The sequence below is a fragment of the Friedmanniella luteola genome (genome assembly GCF_900105065.1).
Taxonomy (GTDB): domain Bacteria; phylum Actinomycetota; class Actinomycetes; order Propionibacteriales; family Propionibacteriaceae; genus Microlunatus; species Microlunatus luteolus.
This window is the reverse complement of record NZ_LT629749.1, coordinates 3,949,909-3,969,455: the sequence shown is the minus strand read 5'-3', so window position 1 is coordinate 3,969,455 and position 19,547 is coordinate 3,949,909. Positions and strand designations below refer to the sequence as shown.

13 protein-coding genes and 3 rRNA genes are annotated in these 19,547 nt (G+C 68.8%); 11 read left to right on the top strand and 5 right to left on the bottom strand.

What is annotated here, in order from left to right:
- Window positions 1-8 precede the first annotated feature (8 nt).
- The 4 genes from BLT72_RS18605 (at window position 9) to BLT72_RS18590 (ending at window position 5,255) form a co-directional block, all read left to right on the top strand.
- Window positions 9-1,298, top strand: a complete 1,290-nt coding sequence (locus tag BLT72_RS18605) for an ABC transporter substrate-binding protein (protein ID WP_197677090.1) — start codon at window positions 9-11, stop codon at window positions 1,296-1,298.
- Window positions 1,299-1,409: 111 nt separating this feature from the next.
- The gene (locus BLT72_RS18600; RefSeq protein WP_197677089.1) at window positions 1,410-2,363 is read left to right on the top strand and encodes a carbohydrate ABC transporter permease; all 954 of its coding nucleotides are present in this window, start codon (window positions 1,410-1,412) and stop codon (window positions 2,361-2,363) included.
- A 28-nt stretch (window positions 2,364-2,391) separates the two neighbouring features.
- Window positions 2,392-3,249 carry a carbohydrate ABC transporter permease gene (locus BLT72_RS18595; RefSeq protein ID WP_091414732.1) on the top strand — a complete coding sequence of 286 codons (858 nt, stop codon included), beginning with the start codon at window positions 2,392-2,394 and terminating at the stop codon, window positions 3,247-3,249.
- A gap of 65 nt (window positions 3,250-3,314) precedes the next feature.
- Window positions 3,315-5,255, top strand: coding sequence for a glycoside hydrolase family 127 protein (locus BLT72_RS18590; protein WP_091417865.1), 1,941 nt, complete (start codon window positions 3,315-3,317; stop codon window positions 5,253-5,255).
- A gap of 9 nt (window positions 5,256-5,264) precedes the next feature.
- Here the strand turns inward: BLT72_RS18590 and BLT72_RS18585 are convergent, their stop codons facing one another.
- Window positions 5,265-7,055, bottom strand: a complete 1,791-nt coding sequence (locus BLT72_RS18585; protein ID WP_091414731.1) for a D-apionate lactonase family protein — start codon at window positions 7,053-7,055, stop codon at window positions 5,265-5,267.
- Window positions 7,052-7,792 carry a FadR/GntR family transcriptional regulator gene (locus BLT72_RS18580; protein ID WP_197677088.1) on the bottom strand — a complete coding sequence of 247 codons (741 nt, stop codon included), beginning with the start codon at window positions 7,790-7,792 and terminating at the stop codon, window positions 7,052-7,054. Before BLT72_RS18580 ends, BLT72_RS18585 begins: the two co-directional genes overlap by 4 nt.
- Before the next feature lie 110 nt (window positions 7,793-7,902).
- Here BLT72_RS18580 and BLT72_RS18575 point away from each other — a divergent pair, with 110 nt between their 5' ends.
- From BLT72_RS18575 to BLT72_RS18565, 3 genes are read left to right on the top strand one after another with little or no spacing between them, the layout of a single operon-like run.
- Window positions 7,903-8,703 (top strand): sugar phosphate isomerase/epimerase family protein, encoded by an 801-nt coding sequence (locus tag BLT72_RS18575; protein ID WP_091414729.1) that lies wholly within the window; start codon window positions 7,903-7,905, stop codon window positions 8,701-8,703.
- On the top strand, window positions 8,700-9,584 hold the full coding sequence (locus tag BLT72_RS18570; protein WP_091414728.1) for a phosphogluconate dehydrogenase C-terminal domain-containing protein: 885 nt from the start codon (window positions 8,700-8,702) through the stop codon (window positions 9,582-9,584). The genes BLT72_RS18575 and BLT72_RS18570 overlap by 4 nt, the downstream gene beginning before the upstream one ends.
- A gap of 25 nt (window positions 9,585-9,609) precedes the next feature.
- On the top strand, window positions 9,610-10,365 hold the full coding sequence (locus BLT72_RS18565; protein ID WP_091414726.1) for an SDR family NAD(P)-dependent oxidoreductase: 756 nt from the start codon (window positions 9,610-9,612) through the stop codon (window positions 10,363-10,365).
- A gap of 1 nt (window position 10,366) precedes the next feature.
- Here BLT72_RS18565 and BLT72_RS18560 read toward each other — a convergent pair whose 3' ends face one another.
- Window positions 10,367-11,278 carry an aminoglycoside phosphotransferase family protein gene (locus tag BLT72_RS18560; RefSeq protein WP_091414724.1) on the bottom strand — a complete coding sequence of 304 codons (912 nt, stop codon included), beginning with the start codon at window positions 11,276-11,278 and terminating at the stop codon, window positions 10,367-10,369.
- A gap of 120 nt (window positions 11,279-11,398) precedes the next feature.
- Between BLT72_RS18560 and BLT72_RS18555 the strand changes: the two genes are divergently transcribed.
- Entirely contained in the window at window positions 11,399-11,749 is a 351-nt protein-coding gene (locus tag BLT72_RS18555; protein ID WP_091414722.1) for a UBP-type zinc finger domain-containing protein, read from the top strand.
- 6 nt (window positions 11,750-11,755) lie between these two features.
- On the opposite strand, the gene BLT72_RS18550 is transcribed toward BLT72_RS18555, so the two are convergent.
- A complete protein-coding gene (locus BLT72_RS18550; protein WP_197677087.1) occupies window positions 11,756-12,388 on the bottom strand; it encodes an alpha/beta hydrolase in 633 nt (210 codons plus the stop codon).
- Window positions 12,389-12,392: 4 nt separating this feature from the next.
- Window positions 12,393-13,358 (bottom strand): ring-cleaving dioxygenase, encoded by a 966-nt coding sequence (locus BLT72_RS18545; RefSeq protein WP_091414720.1) that lies wholly within the window; start codon window positions 13,356-13,358, stop codon window positions 12,393-12,395.
- A gap of 773 nt (window positions 13,359-14,131) precedes the next feature.
- On the opposite strand from BLT72_RS18545, the gene BLT72_RS18540 reads away from it, so the two are divergent.
- The 3 genes from BLT72_RS18540 to rrf all read left to right on the top strand — a co-directional run bounded on the left by BLT72_RS18540 (window position 14,132) and on the right by rrf (window position 19,366).
- Window positions 14,132-15,652 (top strand): 16S ribosomal RNA (locus tag BLT72_RS18540).
- 344 nt (window positions 15,653-15,996) lie between these two features.
- Window positions 15,997-19,115, top strand: a 23S ribosomal RNA gene (locus tag BLT72_RS18535).
- A 134-nt stretch (window positions 19,116-19,249) separates the two neighbouring features.
- Window positions 19,250-19,366 (top strand): 5S ribosomal RNA (gene rrf, locus BLT72_RS18530).
- Together the 16S, 23S and 5S rRNA genes form the textbook arrangement of a ribosomal RNA operon.
- The last annotated feature ends 181 nt before the right edge of the window (window positions 19,367-19,547 follow it).

Here is a 19,547-nt window from a genome sequence, read left to right as displayed (position 1 = left end):
GGATGACGATGCGAGACCCCAGGTGGAAGATCGGTGCACTGCTGAGCGCCGTGGCGATGATGGCCGCCGCGTGCAGCGGCGGAGGTGGCGGTGGCGACACCGGTGGTGAGGGCGGGAGCGACGCGGCCCCGACGGGCACCATCACCGTCTGGGCCCGCGACTCGCAGCAGGTGTTCATGAGCAAGCTGGTCGACCTGTACAACAAGAACCACGCGGTGCAGGCGAAGGTCACCGTCATCCCGGCTGCCAGCTTCGTGCAGAAGCTGGGGACGGCGGCCTCCTCGGGCAGCGGGCCGGACGTGGCCTCCATCGACCTCGTCTACGCGCCCTACTTCGCCTCGGCCGGCGCGCTGGAGGACATCACGGAGCTGTCCGACGCGCTGCCCTACAAGGACGCGCTGAGCCCCTCCCACCGTGCGCTCTCCACCTGGGAGGGCGCCACCTACGCCCTGCCCTTCACCGCGGAGGCGTCGGCGCTCTACTACAACAAGGACCTCTTCGAGAAGGCCGGCCTCGACCCGGAGAAGCCGCCGACCACCTACGCGGAGATCCGCGAGGCGGCGCAGAAGATCCGCGCCCTCGGCAAGGACTACTACGGCTTCACGTTCGCCGGCGCGTGCGGCGGCTGCAACGTCTTCGAGCTCACCCCGCACGTCTGGGCCAGCGGCGGGGACGTCCTGTCCGCCGACGGGAAGACGGCCTCGCTGGACTCACCGCAGATGACGGCGGCCCTGCAGCTCTACCGGGACATGTGGACCGACGGCTCGATCCCGAGCGCGGCCAAGAACGACGCCGGGACCCAGCAGGTCCCGCTGTTCACCAGCGGCAAGCTGGGCATGACGCCGCTCGGCGCCTTCGCGATCCCGACGATCGAGCAGGCCAAGATCAACTTCGGGGTCACCCCGCTGCCCGGCCAGGACGGCGGCACGGGATCCTTCGCCGGTGGCGACGTGATCTCGGTCATGACCGGGACCAAGAACCAGGCGGGTGCCCAGGACTTCGTGAGGTGGGCGACGGACTCCGAGGCCCAGGACTTCCTCGCCCACAACGGCAGCGTGCCCGTCCGGACCGACCTCGTCGGCACCATCTACGCGCCCCAGGGCGAGCCCTACAAGGTGTTCGGTGACCTGATGGGCATCGGCAAGACGCCCTACAGCGTCGTCGAGAACCCGATCTTCAACGACAACAACGGGCCCTGGATCAAGATGATCAACGACGCCACGTTCGGCGGCGACATCGCCGGCGCCCAGGCCGCGGGCCAGCAGGCGGCGCAGGCGCTGATCGACGACGCGGGCTGACGCACCTCCCCTCGTCAGCCCCCGCTCCTGGTCCGCACCGCCCCCGTCCGGCCGGCCACCGCCGGTCGGACGGGGGGTGCCCCCGATCCGACCCGTCGACTGGAGAACGCGATGACCTCCCTGGCTCCCGGCCGTGCCCTGCGGTCCGCCGACGCGCCGACGCCGCCCCGCTCGGGCCGCCGGCGCGGCAGCACGGCTCGACGCCGGTCCCTGCTGGGCCTGGCCATGGCCGCCCCGGCGCTGGTGCTGGTGACGGTGTTCTTCCTCGTCCCGCTGGTGCTGACCTTCTGGATGTCCCTGCACAACTGGCCGCTGCTGGGCCGTGCCCGGTTCGTCGGGCTCGACAACTACACGCGCGCCCTCGGCGACGACAACTTCCTGCGTGCGCTGAGGTTCACGCTGCTCTACACCGTGGTGATCACGCCGCTGCTGCTGGTGCTGGGGCTGTTCCTGGCCCTGCTGGTCCGCCGGCCCGTCCGCGGGGCGCGGTTCTTCCAGTCCGTCTTCTTCATGCCGGTCTGCATCGGTCTGGCCTCGGGCTCGTTCCTCTGGCTCTACCTCGGCCAGTCCCAGATCGGCCCGCTGTTCGACCTGCTGCGCCGTGCCGGGGTGGTGGACAGCGAGGACAACCTCTTCGCCGGGGGCGGGACCGCGCTGGCCCTCGTCATCGCGATGGTCACCTGGAAGGTCGTCGGTCTGCAGATGCTCCTGCTGCTCTCGGGCCTGCAGTCGATCCCGGACGACGTGGTCGAGGCCGCCCGGATCGACGGCGCCGGCGGCTGGCAGCTGTTCCGCTCGATCACCCTGCCGCTGCTGCGGCCGACGCTCGCCCTGGTGCTGGTGTTCTCGGTCGCCGGCTCCCTGCTGGCCTTCGACCAGTTCTTCATCATGACCGGCGGCGGGCCGTCGAACTCCACCATCACCGCCGTCTACCAGATCTACCGGATCAGCTTCACCAGCTTCCGGCTGGGCTACGGCGCCGCCCTCTCGGTGCTGCTGATGGTCATCCTCGCCGCGGTCAGCGCGGTGCAGATGCTCCTGCTGCGCAACACCGACCACAACTGAGCACCGCTCGACGACGCGAGGAGACGCCATGCGCACGATGATCGGGGACGTCCGTTCCACGGTGCCCCGGCTGGTCTGGTGGGTGATCTGCCTGGCCCTGACGGTGATGTTCCTGTACCCGCTGTTCGTGATGCTCTCGATGGCCTTCAAGGGCCCGACCGAGGCCGGGCTGATCCCGCCGACCCTGTTCCCGCACGACCTGAGCCTGGCCAACTTCCGGCGGCTCGGCAGCGTGCAGGGGCTCAACGTGTTCGGCAACGTGCTCAACAGCGTCGCCGTGACCCTCGGGGCGACGGCCGGCACCATCGTGCTCAGCACCCTCGCGGGGTACGCCTTCGCCCGCGCCCGCTTCCCCGGCAGCGGCGTGCTGTTCTTCCTCGCCCTGGCCACCTTCATGATCCCGTTCCAGGCGGTGATCACGCCGCTGTTCAAGGTGATGCAGACGCTGCACCTCAACAACTCCCTGCTGGGGCTGACGATCGTCTACATCACGTTCAACCTGCCGTTCGGGCTGTTCATCATGCGCAACTCGTTCGCCGCCCTGCCCGCCAGCCTCGAGGAGGCGGCGCTGGTCGACGGCTGCGGGATCCTCGGCGCCCTCCGGAGCGTGCTGCTGCCGGTCGTCATGCCGGGGGTGATCACCACGGCGCTGCTGACCTTCTTCGCCAGCTGGAACGAGTTCTTCGCCGCCCTGATCCTGATCACCGAGCAGGACAAGTTCACCCTGCCCGTGACCCTGACGCTCGTCTCCAGCGGCCAGTTCGGCACGGTCAACTGGGGCTCGCTGCAGGCCGGTGTCGCCCTGACGATCATCCCGTGCATCGTGGTCTACGTGCTCCTGCAGCGCTACTACGTGAGCGGCATGCTCAGCGGCGCCCTCAAGTGACCAGCAGCCCGACCGGCACCGACGGTGCCACCCGCACCACCCACCGCACTCCCGAGAGGACCTCCATGATCGAGACCGGCCGCCGCAGTGCGGGCCCGATCCGCCTGACCGACGCCAGCGCCGTGCGCCTGCGCCCCGCCACCGGGGCGCTGATCACCGGGGGGTTCTGGGCGGGCCGCCGCGCGGTCAACCGCGACGTCTGCGTCCCGGAGGGCTGGGACCGGCTGCACGAGGCCGGCAACTTCCACAACCTCGAGCTGGCCGCGGCCCGGGTCACCGGGGACTACGTCAACGACCTCCCCTTCCTCGACTCGGACCTCTACAAGTGGCTGGAGGCGGTGGCCTGGACCCTCGACGACCCCGACCTCGGGTCGGGACCGGCAGACCAGCTGCTCCGCCGGCTCGCCGAGAGCACCGAGCTGCTGGGCGCCGTGCAGCAGGAGGACGGCTACCTCAACTCCCACTTCCAGGTGCGCTTCCCCGGCGAGCGGTTCGTCCAGCTGCCCTGGGGGCACGAGCTGTACTGCGCCGGCCACCTCATCCAGGCCGCCGTCGCCCTGCACCGCAGCACCGGCGAGGACGGCCTGCTGGCCATCGGCCGTCGCGTCGCTGACCTCGCCGTCCGCGCCTTCGGCACCGGTCCGGGCCAGGTCGACGGCGTCTGCGGGCACCCGGAGATCGAGACGGCGCTGGTCGAGCTGTACCGGGAGACCGGCGAGCGCTCCTACCTCGACCTGGCCGTCTACTTCGTCGACCGTCGTGGGCACGGCCTGCTGGGCGACGGCCGGTTCGGGCGGCACTACTGGCAGGACCACACCCCGGTGCGGGACACCCTGACGGCCGAGGGGCACTCGGTGCGGCAGCTCTACCTGCTGGCCGGGGTGGCTGACGTCTACGTCGAGACCGGGGACGCCACGCTGCTCGCCGCCGTCGAGCGCGTGTGGTCGGAGATGGTCGCCACCAAGACCTACCTGACCGGCGGCATCGGGTCCCACCACCGCGACGAGGCCTTCGGCGACCCGTACGAGCTGCCGAACGAGCGCAGCTACTGCGAGACCTGCGCTGCCATCGCCTCGATCCACCTGAGCTGGCGGATGCTGATGATCACCGGCGAGGCCAAGTACGCCGACCTGCTGGAGCGGACGCTGTACAACGGCTTCCTGGCCGGGCTGTCGCTGGACGGCAAGCGCTACATCTACGCCAACCCGCTGCAGGTCCGCGACGGCCACGTCGCCAGCGGCGACGACGGCGACTACGTCCGGGTGCCCTGGTTCCGCTGCGCCTGCTGCCCGCCGAACGTCATGCGGCTGCTCGCCTCGCTGGAGCACTACGTGCTGCTGTCCGACGAGGGCTCCCTGGCCCTGCACCAGTTCATGACCGGCACCTACTCCGCCGAGGTCGCGGGCGGGGAGGCGCGGCTGGCCGTCACCACGGACTACCCCTGGGACGGCGCGGTCCGGATCCGGGTGGAGGACGGGCCGGACGCCCCCTGGACCCTCGCCCTCCGGGTGCCCGGCTGGGCGGAGGGCGCCGGCCTGACGGTCAACGGCACGGCGGTCGGGGGCGGCGCCCTCGACGGCTGGTGGCGCGTCGAGCGGTCCTGGGCGGCCGGCGACGAGGTGCTGCTCACCCTGCCGCTGGAGCCGCGGCTGACCGCCGCCGACCCACGCCTCGACGTCGACCGCGGGTGCGTCGCGCTCGAGCGGGGGCCGCTCGTCTACTGCCTCGAGGGCGTCGACCACGACGGGCACCGCCTGGACGACCTCGTCCTGGCCGCCGACCAGCCCCTGGTCAGCGCCGCCGAGGACGGCGAGCTCGGACCCGTCGTGGTGGTCCGGGCGACCGGCGCCGTGCGCGGCCGGCCCGCCGCGGCCTGGTGGCCCTACGGCAGCGCGGCGGCGGTGGCGGCCCCGGCCGCGGAGCCCGCGGCCCTCACCGCCGTGCCCTACTTCACCTGGGGCAACCGTGCCGAGGGGGCCATGCGCGTCTGGGTGCCGAGCGCCTGAGCCCGCGGCTCAGCCCAGCCGGACCTCGGCGGTGCCCCAGGCGCCCAGCGCGGCCTCGGCGGTGGCGCCGGCGGCCGCCGCGAGGGCCACGGACCGGCGCTCGGGCGTGAGGTTGGCCAGCAGGACGAGGGTGCCGCCCCCGTCGTCGACGGCGAGGGCCGCCAGCCCGTCCGGAAGCGACGTCGCCCGCAGGGTCCGGCCGCGCAGCCCGGCCACCCGGGTCAGGACGGCGGCGACGGGTCGCGGCCGGCCGCCCCCGTCCAGCAGCCCGCGCGGTCCAGCGGTCTCGAGGTAGGTGAGTCCGGCGACCCCGGGCACGGCCAGGGCGGCGACGCTGGCCAACGTCCAGGCGGCCGCCAACCCGGTGTCCAGCAGCGGGTCGACGGCGCGGGCGGCCTCGGTGGCGGGGTCGGGGCGGGGGCCGGTGGCGACCGCGTTGAACCGGCGGGTCAGGGTGACGGGGCCGACGTGCAGCGGACGCCCGCCCGCGATCCGCACGGCGTTCTCGACGACGGTGCGCTGGGTGGCCAGGCTGTCGACGACGTGCGGCACCTCGCTGGCGTGCATCTGCGGGGTCAGGCTGAAGGTGAGGGCCGAGGCGTCGGCGGGCAGGTCGGCCTGCCGCCGGTTCAGCTCGGTGAAGTGCGCACGGGTGCCGCCGAGGAGCACGGCGGCCAGCGCCTGCCGGCGGGCCTCGTCCTGCAGCGCGGCCCACAGCGGGGGCGTGCTCACGTGCCCCTCGACGTCGAAGGCCGCCAGCCTCAGCACCGGGTGCCCGGCGAGGCCGCGGACGGCGCGTCGCGCCGCCTCCGGGTCGGCCGTCACGACCCGCACGTCGAGACCTGCGCCGAGGGCCGAGGCCTGTCGGCCGGCCTCCGCCAGCAGGGCGGACCACCCCTCCTCGGGGCCGGTCAGCTCGACCAGCACCGCCTCGACGCCCTCGACCACCAGCGGTGCGGCCGGCGCCGGGTGCAGGGCCGCGCCGAGGCTCAGCGGCGGCACGGTGCCGACCGCGGTGCCGCCCACCCGGACGACGTCGGTGTCGCGGGCGGGTGGGGTGGAGGAGTGGCCCGAGGCGTCCAGCCGCACCGTCTGCTCGACGCGGTCACCCACCGCCAGCGCCACGGGGAACGGCCGCGTCAGCGGCGTGGAGTAGGTCTTGAACGACGCGTCGGTCCAGTTGCGCTGGTCCTCGGTCTCGAAGACGTCGCCCGCGAACCCCAGCCGGGCGGTGACGCCGCCGGCCGTCCAGGCGAAGCCGGCCACGTCGACGAAGGGCTGGTGGGGGCGGATGGGCACCGGCCAGCGCGCGTCCTCGACCCGTCCGTCGCCGTGCCGGACCTGCACGGCGGAGCCGGCGCACGCCGCCGGGTGCAGCACCACGAGCCCCACCCGGTTCCGCCGGAAGGCCGACCGGGCCTCGCCCACGAAGCCGACCACCAGGCTGCCGTCCTCCAGGGTGACCGTCAGCTCTCCGGCGTACTCGACGCCCTCGGCCTCGAAGCCGAGCGACCGCCGCAGCGCCACGCCCCGGCCCCCGTCCCCTGGGCCGCCCCCGTCCCCCGAGCCGCCCCCGTCCCCTGAGCCTGTCGAAGGGCTCACGGTCGACGCCAGCACCCGCACCGGGACCGTGTTCCAGTCGGCGTCACGGACCACGGGCCGCACCGCGCGCAGCAGGAGCACCCCGTCGAACCGGACGTCGGCGACCTCGTCGCCGCGGACCTGCAGCGTCCAGCGCCCGTGCCGCAGGTCGGCCACCGGTCCACCGCTCCGCGCCGCGACGACGTCGACGGTGCTCACGCGCCCGCCTCCACCGTCGCCAGCAGGCGGGCCCCGGCGCTGTCCATGTGCGCGCTCATGGCCGCGGCGGCCGCCACGGGGTCGCGCCCCTCGAGCGCGGTGAGGACGTCGGCGTGCTCGGTGCAGGTGACCGCGACGTGCTCGGCATCGCTGACCGCCCGTTCGACCCACACCCGGATCAGCGACCGGACGCTCTGCAGCATCTGGTCCAGCAGCACGTTGCCCGTCTGCTCGGCGAGCTCCTGGTGGAACCGCAGGTCGGCGGCGGCGAACGCCTCGAAGTCGGACGCGGCCGCGCGCATGGCCGCGAGGTGGCCCGCCAGGGCGGTCAGGCCCGCCTCGTCGGCCGCCGTGGCGGCCAGCCGGGCTGCCTGGACCTCGAGGCCGTGCCGGACCTGGACCAGCTCGCGCGTCTTCGGCTCGCCCAGCAACATCCCCCAGGACAGCGTCTGCGGGAGCAGCTCCGAGGTGCTGCTGCGCAGGTACGTGCCGGAGCCGGGGCGCACCTCGACCACGCCGAGCACCTCGAGCGCGGCCAGCGCCTCGCGCACCGCGGACCGGCCCACGGCGAACGTCTCGGCCAGCCGCCGTTCCGGAGGGAGCCGCGAGCCCGGCGCCACGGTGCCGGACGTGAAGTGGTCGAGCAGCCGGCGCGTCACCTCCGTCACCACCGAGGTGCTGGCGATGCTCCCGCCGAGGCTCGCTGCGGCCGGGTCGGTGGGCGGGGGGAGGGGCACACGCGCAGCCTAGGGTCCACGCCGCGCTCCCAGCAACGACCGGGCAACCGGTTGACCAAAATTGGTCAACCGGTTGACAGGTCGACGCCGGAGCGGCAGGCTCGGGACCCGTGAGCACCGGCCTCGGCACCTACGCCTACTTCTGGCAGTGGCACCCGTCCGCCGCGAGCCCCCTGAGCCTCGAGGCGATGCTGGAGCGGACCGCGGACGCGGGCGTCGACCGCTTCCAGATCTGCGACTACCCCGAGCTCGAGCGGTGGGACGCCGCCCGGCTGGACGCCGTGCGGGTGACGGCCGAGGGCCTAGGTGTCGCGCTCGAGCTCGGCACCCGGGGGATCGGCGGGCTGCACCTCACCCGGTACCTCCACCTCGCGGAGCGGCTCGGCGTCTCCCTGGTCCGCAGCATGCTCAACGCCGGTGACCACCGGCCCACCCGCGACGAGGCCGTCCGGCTGCTCACCGCGGCGGTGCCCGCCTACGCGGCCGGCGGCGTGACCCTGGCCCTGGAGACCTACGAGCAGGTGCCGGTCGCGACCCTCGTCGACGTCGTGGAGGTGGTCGGCTCCCCGGCGCTGGGCATCTGCCTCGACCCGGCCAACTGCGTCGCCGCCCTGGAGCTGCCGATGGACACCGTGCGGCGGACCGCGGCCCACGTCAAGAACCTGCACGTCAAGGACTTCCACTTCACCCGCCAGGACGGCTGGGTGGGGTTCAGCCTCGTGGGCTGCCCGCTCGGCGAGGGCCTCCTGCCCTACGCCGAGATGGTCGCCCTCGTCGACCCCGACGCCCGCGGCATCAGCCGCATCGTCGAGCACTGGCTGCCCTGGCAGGGCGACAGCGCCACCACCATCGCGCTCGAGCAGCGCTGGACCGAGCACAACCTTTCCTACCTGAGGAGCACGCAGTCGTGAGCACCGACGTCACCACCCAGCCCCGGACCACCGCCCCCTTGACCATCGCGGTCGTCGGAGCCGGCGGGAAGATGGGCATGCGGGTCTCCAACAACCTGCAGCGCAGCGAGCACACCGTCCACTACAGCGAGAACTCGCCGGCCGGCCGGCAGCGGACGACCGACGCCGGCCGCACCGTGACCGACACCGCGGTGGCCGTCGCGGACGCCGACGTGGTCATCCTCGCGGTGCCCGACGTCGCCCTGGCGCCCGTCTCCGCCGAGGTGGTGCCCCAGCTCAAGACCGGGGCCGTCGTGCTGACGCTGGACCCGGCCGCCGCCTACGCCAACCTGCTGTTCCGCCGGGCCGACGTCGAGTACGCCGTCGCGCACCCCTGCCACCCGTCGGTCTTCCTGCAGCGCAAGACCGAGGCGGAGCTCGCGGACACCTTCGGCGGGATCGCCGCCCCGCAGGAGGTGGTCGCGGCCTTCGAGTCCGACGACCTCGCCAAGCGGGCGGTGGCCGAGGAGGTCATCACGCTCATGTACGCCCCGGTGCTCTCGGTGCACTGGGTGACCGTCAAGCAGCTGGCCTACCTCGAGCCGACGCTGGTCGAGGTCGTCGCCTGCATGGTCGGCGCCCTGCTCAACGAGGCCCTCCAGGAGACGATCCACACCGTGGGCGTCCCCGAGCCCGCGGCCCGCGCGATGTTGATGGGCCACGTGCAGGTCGCGCTGGCCAACGGCCTGCGGGGGGACAACCCCTTCTCCGACGCCTGCCTGATCGCGATGGACTACGGCCGCGACAAGATCGTCAAGGAGGACTGGAAGTCGATCTTCGCCGACGACGAGCTGGACCACGTGCTCAAGCAGATGCTCCACCTCGACGCGATCGAGCGCTGAGGCCGGGGACGGGGCGGGAGCGGCGATGAGCGGACGGCTCGAGGGCAAGACGGCCCTGGTCACGGGGGCCGGCTCCGGCATCGGCCGGGGCGTGGCGGAGCGCTTCCTCGCCGAGGGGGCCCGGGTGGTGGTGACGGACCGGGACGTCGTCGCAGCGCGGGGCGTCACCGAGGGCCGGGAGGGCGCGCTCGCCGTGGCGCTCGACGTGGCCGACGAGGCGAGCGTGGTGGCCGGCTTCGCCGCCGCCGCCGAGGCCGGGTTCACGCCGGACGTCGTGGTGGCCAACGCCGGCGTCCAGCTGTTCGGGCGGGACGCCCAGGTCGCCGACCTCGACCTCGAGGTGTGGCAGCAGACCATCGCGGTCAACCTCACCGGCACCTTCTTGACCCTCAAGCACGCGGTCCGGGCGCTGCTCGCCGGCTCGGGTGGGTCCATCGTCCTCACCGGCTCGCCCACCGGCCTGAACGGTGAGGGCCAGGACTTCACGGCCTACTCCAGCTCCAAGGCCGGCATGCACGGGATGGCCCGCGCCGTCGCCAAGGCCTACGCCGGCCGCGGCATCCGGGTGAACACCGTGGTGCCGGGCTACACGGAGACGCCGCTCGTCTCCGCGATCAGCGGGAACGCGGAGGACCGGGCGGCGATCATCTCCCGCATCCCGCTCGGCCGGCCGGGCACCGCGGCCGACGTCGAGGGGATCATGGTCTACCTCGCCAGCGACGAGTCCGGCTACGCGACCGGGGCGATCTTCCGCGTCGACGGCGGGATGACCACGCTCTAGGTCAGCTGCGGGCGTGGTCGGCGAGCACCTCCGCGACCACGCCCCGGTTGCCAGCCGCGTCGGTCGCGTCGCCGGCCAGCACGATCAGCGCCTTCCACAGGGCCCAGCCCCGAGCCCGCGCCCAGGTGGCGTCGTCCAGCCCGACACCCGCGCGGAAGGCGGCGCGGGCCTCGTCGCGGAGCAGGGTCCAGGTGACGACCAGGTCGCAGGCGGGGTCGCCGACGCCGCACGTCCCGAAGTCGAGGACGGCCGACAGCACGCCCTCGTCGTCCAGCAGCAGGTTGCCGACGGCGACGTCCCCGTGGAACCAGACCGGCGGACCCGTCCAGGACGACGCCAGGGCGCTGGCCCACACCGCGCGGCAGGCGTCGCCGTCGACGGTGGCGCCCAGGCTGTCCAGGGCCGCGCGCACCTCGGCGTCGTAGAAGGCCGGAGGGCCACCGCGGTGGAAGCAGTGCGCGCCGGGGGCCGGGCCCTCCGCCGGGTCGAGCGCGCGCAGCGCCCTCAGGAAGGCGGCCAGGTCGCGCGCGAAGGTGACGGGGTCGGCCGGCGACGTGCCCAGCACGGGACGGCCGGGGATCCACCGGCGCACCGACCACGACCAGGGGTAGCCCGCCCCCGGGCGGCCGGTGGCGACCGGCTCCGGCACCCGCAGCGGGAGCCCGGGCGCCAGGCGGCGCAGCCACCGGTCCTCCTTCGCGACGGCGGCCGCGTAGCCCGCGGCGCTGGGCAGCCGGACGAGCAGGTCGTCGCCGAGCCGGTAGGTCCGGTTGTCCCAGCCGTCCGCTGGCACCGGGCGCACGGGGAGCCCGGCCCACCGGGGGAACTGCTGGGCGAGGAGACGCTGGACGAGCTCCACGGTGATGCCGCCGCGGCCGTCCGGACCCACGGCGTCGGGCAGGGGGCGCGGCACGGGGTCACCCTGCCGGAGGGGCGCGACCGGATCAACCGCATTCGGAACAGCCGGTGCGGCCGGACGCGACGAGCCGTAGCCTCGGCGCCACACACGTCCGGCGAGCAGCAGGAGGAGCCCATGACCGAGCCCGACGACCTGGACCTGACGGTCCCGCCGAGCGGCACCGGCTGCGTCGAGTGCCTCGACGCCGGGGGCTGGTGGGTGCACCTGCGGCGTTGCGCCTCGTGCGGGCACATCGGCTGCTGCGACACCTCGCCCGCGCAGCACGCCACCGCGCACGCGAGCGCCACGGGGCACGACCTCATCCGCAGCTTCGAGCCCGGCGAGACCTGGTTCTACCGCTACGGCGACGAGGCCTTCTTCGCCTCCGGGCCAGACCTCGCGCCCCCGGAGCACCACCCGGTCGACCAGCCGGTGCCGGGTCCCGTCGGCGCGGTGCCGGCCGACTGGCGCGACCACGTCCACTGAGGCCCTTCAGCGCTCCGGCAGGGCGCTCAGCCAGTCCGTCGTCCGCCGGAGGGCGGTGAGGTCCAGCTGGTGCCCTCCGGGGTGGGGCACGTCGGTCACCACGGCGCCCCGTGCCCGGAGCTGGTCCTCGAGGAGCTCGGTGCGGGCCCGCGGGATCATCGGGTCGCGGGCGCCGTTGGACACCAGCACCGGGAGGCCGGAGAGCTCCACCGCGGGCGGCGCGCCGTAGGGCACCATCGCGGCGAACAGCGCCGCGCCCCGCAGCAGGCCGGGGTGGCGCAGCAGCAGGGCCGAGGCGATGTTGGCGCCGTTGGAGAAGCCCACGGCGACCAGGCCCCGGTCGGCCAGGCCGTGCGCCGCCGAGGCCGCCTCGACGAAGCGGGCCAGCTCGTCCGCCCGTGCCGAGAGGTCGTCCTCGTCGAAGACGCCCTCCCGCAGCCGCCGGAAGAAGCGCGGCATCCCCTGCTCGAGGACCGTGCCCCGCGGCGAGAGGACCGCAGCGCCGGGGGAGAGCACCTCCCGTAGCCCGAGGAGGTCGTGCTCGTCGCCGCCGGTGCCGTGCAGCAGCAGCAGCGCCGGCCCGCCGTTGCCGGGTTCCGCGGGGAGGGCGACGTGGGGGCGGGCGAGCGGGTCGGTCACCACCTCAGGCCGCCGGCTCCGCGGGCTGCGGGGGCAGCCGCAGGGGTGGGAGCGCCGCCGCGATCTGCTCACGGCTCGGCTCGAGCCACGGGGGCAGCTTGAGGTGCCGGCCGAGCTCCAGCAGCGGTTCGTCGGTGGCGAAGCCGGGCGCGTCGGTGGCGATCTCGAAGAGCACCCCGCCCGGCTCGCGGAAGTAGATGGACTTGAAGTACTGGCGGTCGAGGATCTGGGTGACGCGGACCCCGCGGCCCAGCAGCTCGCCCTGCCACTGCGTCATGGTCGCGAGGTCGGGGGCGCGGAAGGCGACGTGGTGGACCGTTCCGCCGGCCTGCCGACCCCGCTCCCGGACGCCCGCCAGGACGTCGACGAGGCCGCCGGCGCCGCGGTCCGGCATCCCGAAGCGCACCCGGTCCCCGTCCTCCGCCTCCACGCTCAGCCCCAGCAGCTCGGTGAGCATCCCGGCCGAGGGGTCCAGCTGCTGCTCCGACAAGGTCACCGCGTGCAGGCCGCGGACCGCGTGCCCGGACGGGATGTCGGCGACGCCGTCCCAGCCGGAGCGGTGGTCACCGTCCGCGGCGACCAGCTCGACCACCATCCCGTCGGGGTCGCGGAAGCTGAGCACCTCCTCGGTGTCGCGGCTGACGGGGGCGTCCGCGTCGACGCCCAGGCGGCGGAAGCGCTGCTGCCACCAGCCCAGCGAGGCGCCGGGGACGCTGAACGCGGTGGCGGTCATCATCCCGGCGCCGGAGCGGCCGCGCGGCACCCCCGGCCACGGGAAGAAGGTCAGCAGCGTCGAGGGAGACCCCGCCGCGTCGCCGTAGTAGAGGTGGTAGGAGTCGGGCGCGTCGAAGTTGACCGTCTGCTTCACCAGACGCAGGCCGAGCGTCCCGGTGTAGAAGTCGACGTTCGCCTGGGGGTCGCTGGCGATGGCGGTGACGTGGTGGAGTCCACGGGGGCTCACGGTGCTCATGGACGGGAGCCTGGCACACCGCCACCACGTCCGGCTGCCTCCGCTGGGGGGCCGACCCAGGACGTCGCGGTGACCGCTCCCCCCAGCCGGCTTGAGTCCGCCCGGGGGAGGGGCGTACGGTGGCGGAGCCTTCACGGGATGCAGGACACCGAGCGCTCTGGTTGACCAGACGCGGTGGCCGACCGGGAGGCCCCCTCCGACCAACGGGTCCCTGGACGACCAGTCCAGGGCCATCCTGGGCGGCCACGAGGGGAGCACGAACCGGGCCACCGAGCCGGAGTTGACCAGTCGGTCTCTCGCAGGTAACGTAGTCCGAGCCCTGAGGGTGCGGGACGCCGGTCGGAAGACCTGGTGGCCGGCCTCGGGCACCACCACCACCTTGGTCACAAGGTTGCTGTCCGCCCACAGGCGGCAGGAGCCGACGAAGGTCGGTGGGGTCAGCCAGGAAGCCGGATTTGACTCCGGTCCAGCGGATGACTAAAGTAAGTCGAGTTGCCCCAAGCCGGGAATTGAAAAGCCTGGTGCGGTGTGTGAGCGAGTCTTGAGAACTTAACAGCGTGCTTAAAGTCAATGCCAAATATGCACTAATTGAAACCCGTGCCTGGCTTGGTTCTGGTCTGTCCTTCGGGGTGGGTCGGGGTTGGGTTGGGTCGGATTCCTTTGAGATTGATTGTTGATTGACCCAGCTATTGGGTTCTGTCAGTGGTTGAACTCGTTGTTTTTGACGCTGTTGCTGGCTGGCCTTTCGGGGTTGGTTGGTTTTGCGATATTTTTCAACGGAGAGTTTGATCCTGGCTCAGGACGAACGCTGGCGGCGTGCTTAACACATGCAAGTCGAACGGTAAGGCCCCTTCGGGGGTACACGAGTGGCGAACGGGTGAGTAACACGTGAGCAACCTGCCCTTGACTCTGGAATAACAGTTGGAAACAGCTGCTAATACCAGATATTCATCGTCTCCTTCCTGGGGGGTGGTGGAAAGCTCCGGCGGTCAGGGATGGGCTCGCGGCCTATCAGCTTGTTGGTGAGGTAATGGCTCACCAAGGCTTCGACGGGTAGCCGGCCTGAGAGGGCGACCGGCCACACTGGGACTGAGATACGGCCCAGACTCCTACGGGAGGCAGCAGTGGGGAATATTGCACAATGGGCGCAAGCCTGATGCAGCAACGCCGCGTGCGGGATGACGGCCTTCGGGTTGTAAACCGCTTTCAGTAGGGACGAAGGGTGACTGACGGTACCTACAGAAGAAGGACCGGCTAACTACGTGCCAGCAGCCGCGGTGATACGTAGGGTCCGAGCGTTGTCCGGAATTATTGGGCGTAAAGGGCTTGTAGGCGGTTCGTCGCGTCAGAAGTGAAAACTCAGGGCTTAACCCTGAGCCTGCTTTTGATACGGGCGGACTAGAGGGATGCAGGGGAGAACGGAATTCCTGGTGGAGCGGTGGAATGCGCAGATATCAGGAGGAACACCGGTGGCGAAGGCGGTTCTCTGGGCATTACCTGACGCTGAGAAGCGAAAGCGTGGGGAGCAAACAGGCTTAGATACCCTGGTAGTCCACGCCGTAAACGGTGGGCACTAGGTGTGGGGGACATTCCACGTTCTCCGTGCCGCAGCTAACGCATTAAGTGCCCCGCCTGGGGAGTACGGCCGCAAGGCTAAAACTCAAAGGAATTGACGGGGGCCCGCACAAGCGGCGGAGCATGCGGATTAATTCGATGCAACGCGAAGAACCTTACCTGGGTTTGACATATGCCGGAAAGCTGCAGAGATGTAGCCCCCGCAAGGTCGGTATACAGGTGGTGCATGGCTGTCGTCAGCTCGTGTCGTGAGATGTTGGGTTAAGTCCCGCAACGAGCGCAACCCTCGTTCTATGTTGCCAGCACGTAATGGTGGGGACTCATAGGAGACTGCCGGGGTCAACTCGGAGGAAGGTGGGGATGACGTCAAGTCATCATGCCCCTTAAGTCCAGGGCTTCACGCATGCTACAATGGCTGGTACAAAGGGCTGCGATACCGCAAGGTGGAGCGAATCCCAAAAAGCCAGTCTCAGTTCGGATTGGGGTCTGCAACTCGACCCCATGAAGTCGGAGTCGCTAGTAATCGCAGATCAGCAACGCTGCGGTGAATACGTTCCCGGGCCTTGTACACACCGCCCGTCAAGTCATGAAAGTCGGTAACACCCGAAGCCGGTGGCTCAACCCCTTGTGGGAGGGAGCCGTCTAAGGTGGGACTGGCGATTAGGACTAAGTCGTAACAAGGTAGCCGTACCGGAAGGTGCGGCTGGATCACCTCCTTTCTAAGGAGCCATATGGCACACTCAAAAGGTGTGTTCATGTCGGCCGGTTCTACACCGAACGTGTGTAGCCGGTCGGGCGCCGGAATGTGGAACATTGACTATTAAGCTCATCGATCTGATCTTCGTCAGTACAACTTCGTTCCCGGCTTTGCTGGGGGTGGGGAGTGGAACCTCGAGGTGAGGGTGGGTGGGCCTGAGCACGCTGTTAGGTCCTGAGGGTTCGCTCACTTCGGTGGGTGGCTTTCAGTGCGGACCGATGCCGGCTGTCCTTTGGGGGTGGTTGGGTCTGGTTTCCGCCCGTGTGTTGAGAACTTCACAGTGGACGCGAGCATCTTTGTAGTAATTAACAAGCTACTAAGGGCAATCGGTGGATGCCTAGGCACCAAGAGCCGATGAAGGACGTTGTAACCTGCGATAAGCCCCGGGGAGCTGGTAAACGAGCTTCGATCCGGGGATCTCCGAATAGGGAAACCTCGAAAGAAACCGGAGTAATGTCCGGCGACCTCTGCCTGAATATATAGGGCAGTAGGAGGGAACGTGGGGAAGTGAAACATCTCAGTACCCACAGGAAAAGAAAACAACAGTGATTCCGTCAGTAGTGGCGAGCGAACGCGGAAGAGGCCAAACCAGGTGCGTGTGATAGCTGACAGGCGTTGCGCATGTGGTGTTGTGGGGCCGTTCGGGTTGTGCTGTCAAGCAGCCGAGCAGTAAGAAATGATCGTTGAAGTCGAAGGACTCTGGGATGGTCCGGCATAGAAGGTAACACCCCTGTAGACGTAAGACGATCACTGCTGAGCGTTACCCCAAGTAGCACCGAACCCCTGAAATTCGGTGTGAATCTGGCAGGACCACCTGCTAAGCCTAAATACTCCTTGGTGACCGATAGCGGACAAGTACCGTGAGGGAAAGGTGAAAAGTACCCCGGGAGGGGAGTGAAATAGTACCTGAAACCGATTGCCTACAATCCGTCGGAGCAAACACGCTTGCGTGGATGTGACGGCGTGCCTTTTGAAGAATGAGCCTGCGAGTTAGTGGTACGTGGCGAGGTTAACCCGTGTGGGGAAGCCGTAGCGAAAGCGAGTCCGAATAGGGCGATTGAGTCGCGTGCTCTAGACCCGAAGCGGAGTGATCTATCCATGGCCAGGGTGAAGCGACGGTAAGACGTCGTGGAGGCCCGAACCCACCAGGGTTGAAAACCTGGGGGATGAGCTGTGGATAGGGGTGAAAGGCCAATCAAACTCCGTGATAGCTGGTTCTCCCCGAAATGCATATAGGTGCAGCGTCGCGTGTTTCTTGCCGGAGGTAGAGCACTGGATAGTCTAGGGGGCCCACAAGCTTACCGAAATTAGCCAAACTCCGAATGCCGGTAAGTGAGAGCGCGGCAGTGAGACTGCGGGCGATAAGGTTCGTAGTCGAGAGGGAAACAGCCCAGAACACCAGCTAAGGCCCCTAAGCGGTTGCTAAGTGGAAAAGGATGTGGAGCTGCGCAGACAACCAGGAGGTTGGCTTGGAAGCAGCCACCCTTGAAAGAGTGCGTAATAGCTCACTGGTCAAGTGGTTCTGCGCCGACAATTTAGCGGGGCTCAAGCAATCCGCCGAAGCTGTGTCATTCACATGTTAACTCGGCCCCTTGTGGGTCCAGGTGTGTGGATGGGTAGGGGAGCGTCGTGTGCGCGATGAAGCGGCGGAGTGATCCAGCCGTGGAGAGCACACGAGTGAGAATGCAGGCATGAGTAGCGAATGAGGAGTGAGAAACTCCTCCACCGAAAGACCAAGGGTTCCAGGGTCAAGCTAATCTGCCCTGGGTAAGTCGGGACCTAAGGCGAGGCCGACAGGCGTAGTCGATGGACAACGGGTTGATATTCCCGTACCGGCGCTGCAACGATCATGCCGAATCGAGTGATGCTAAGCACGCGAGCTGCCGGCGACCTTCGGGTCAATGGTCAGTGAGTCTGTGACCCGATCTTGTAGTAGGCAAGCTGCGGAGTGACGCAGGAAGGTAGCCCATCCCGGGCGATGGTAGTCCCGGGCTAAGTGCGTAGGGCGAGGTGTAGGTAAATCCGCACCTCTTGTGCCTGAGACATGACGGCTGGTCCACTTACGGGTGGGCGAGTGGGTGATCCTATGCTGCCTAGAAAACCTTCGTGAGCGAGTTGTTGAGCCGCCCGTACCCTAAACCGACACAGGTGGTCAGGTAGAGAATACCAAGGTGATCGAGATAACCATGGTTAAGGAACTCGGCAAAATGCCCCCGTAACTTCGGGATAAGGGGGGCCGACCATGTTGACGGATTTACTCCGGAAGGCGTGGGAGGCCGCAGAGACCAGGCCCAAGCGACTGTTTACTAAAAACACAGGTCCGTGCCAAGTCGCAAGACGATGTATACGGACTGACGCCTGCCCGGTGCTGGAACGTTAAGGGGAAGGGTTAGCTGAAAGGCGAAGCTCTGAACTTAAGCGCCAGTAAACGGCGGTGGTAACTATAACCATCCTAAGGTAGCGAAATTCCTTGTCGGGTAAGTTCCGACCTGCACGAATGGCGTAACGACTTGGGCGCTGTCTCGACCATGGACTCGGCGAAATTGCACTACGAGTAAAGATGCTCGTTACGCGCAGCAGGACGGAAAGACCCCGGGACCTTTACTATAGTTTGGTATTGGTGTTCGGTACAGCTTGTGTAGGATAGGTGGGAGACTGTGAAGCGGCCACGCCAGTGGTTGTGGAGTCATCGTTGAAATACCACTCTGGCTGTTCTGGATATCTAACCTAGGTCCATTATCTGGATCAGGAACAGTGCCTGATGGGTAGTTTGACTGGGGCGGTCGCCTCCTAAAAGGTAACGGAGGCGCCCAAAGGTTCCCTCAGCCTGGTTGGCAATCAGGTTTCGAGTGTAAGTGCACAAGGGAGCTTGACTGTGAGAGGGACACCTCGAGCAGGGACGAAAGTCGGGACTAGTGATCTGACGGTGGCATGTGGAAGCGCCGTCACTCAACGGATAAAAGGTACCCCGGGGATAACAGGCTGATCTTGCCCGAGCGTCCATAGCGACGGCATGGTTTGGCACCTCGATGTCGGCTCGTCGCATCCTGGGGCTGGAGTCGGTCCCAAGGGTTGGGCTATTCGCCCATTAAAGCGGCACGCGAGCTGGGTTTAGAACGTCGTGAGACAGTTCGGTCCCTATCCGCTGCGCGCGTAGGAGTCTTGAGGAGAGCTGTCCTTAGTACGAGAGGACCGGGACGGACGAACCTCTGGTGTGCCAGTTGTCCTGCCAAGGGCACGGCTGGTTGGCTACGTTCGGAAGTGATAACCGCTGAAAGCATCTAAGCGGGAAGCACGCTCCAAGATGATGGCTCCCACAGGGTAACCTGGTAAGGCCCCCAGCAGATCACTGGGTGATAGGTCGGATGTGGAAGCACAGTAATGTGTGGAGCTGACCGATACTAATAGGCCGAGGGCTTGTTTTCTACAAAGATGCTACGCGTCCACTGTGAGGTTCTCGAGATACGGTCGGGAACCCCTGAGCACCACTCTCATCTCCCCTCTTGCGGGGGTTGGTGGGGGTTGGGTGCGGGGGTTTGCGCAGGTATCTTCATAGAGTTTCGGTGATCACAGCGTTAGGGAAACACCCGGTCCCATTCCGAACCCGGAAGTTAAGCCTTTCAGCGCCGATGGTACTGCACGGGGGACCGTGTGGGAGACTAGGACGTCGCCGGACAACACACTTCAAGCCTGACCCTTTCGGGGGTCGGGCTTGAAGTCTTTCCACGTCCGGCAGGGTCGCGGTCGGCCCCGGCCCGGACGCACGGTGGAGGCGAGCCCCCCTCGATCTGGCGGCGTGCACTTGTTAGGCTCTCTGTATCGATTCAGCCCGACGCCGTCGTCGAGTCTCCGTCTCC